Source organism: Psychrobacter sp. TB20-MNA-CIBAN-0197 (genome assembly GCF_040309765.1).
Taxonomy (GTDB): Bacteria; Pseudomonadota; Gammaproteobacteria; order Pseudomonadales; family Moraxellaceae; genus Psychrobacter; species Psychrobacter submarinus.
Genome location: NZ_JBEOPC010000148.1, coordinates 1 through 392, shown reverse-complemented (window position 1 = coordinate 392; position 392 = coordinate 1). Strand labels below are relative to the sequence as shown.

The 392-nt window shown below is 38.3% G+C and carries 1 protein-coding gene; it reads right to left on the bottom strand.

Translation table 11 applies throughout. From position 1 onward, the window contains the following. Nucleotides 1–95: 95 nt before the first annotated feature. On the bottom strand, nt 96–392 hold a 297-nt coding region (locus AAEY83_RS13055; RefSeq protein ID WP_351059379.1), incomplete at its 5' end, for a GNAT family N-acetyltransferase.

Genomic DNA, 392 nt, shown 5'->3' with positions numbered 1-392 from the left:
CAACTCGCACAGTGATGTGAGATATATCTCACGGTCATATGTCCGTTTTGGGATGTAAACCACCAATGCAGGCTACCTTATAACCTAAATTAAATTTAGTTTTTTGACTTAAATAACAATTCGCCCGCAATCTTATTAAAAGTAAGCTGCTTAAAGCTTTCAAACCCGTCGGTTTTAAAAAATTGAGTATGCTCTTTGCGCGTTACAAACACCGCCATACCTGTAGACTCAGCATTAGATTGAATTAGGTCATTTAGGCCTCTTAATAAATAACGCCCAAACCCTTGGCCATGAAAATGCGGATCGACCGCAATAAAAGCTAAAAAATAGTAGTTGCCCTGCTGCTCTAGTGCATCTCTAATTGTTTGCTCTTTATCTATTAGTTGATTGGT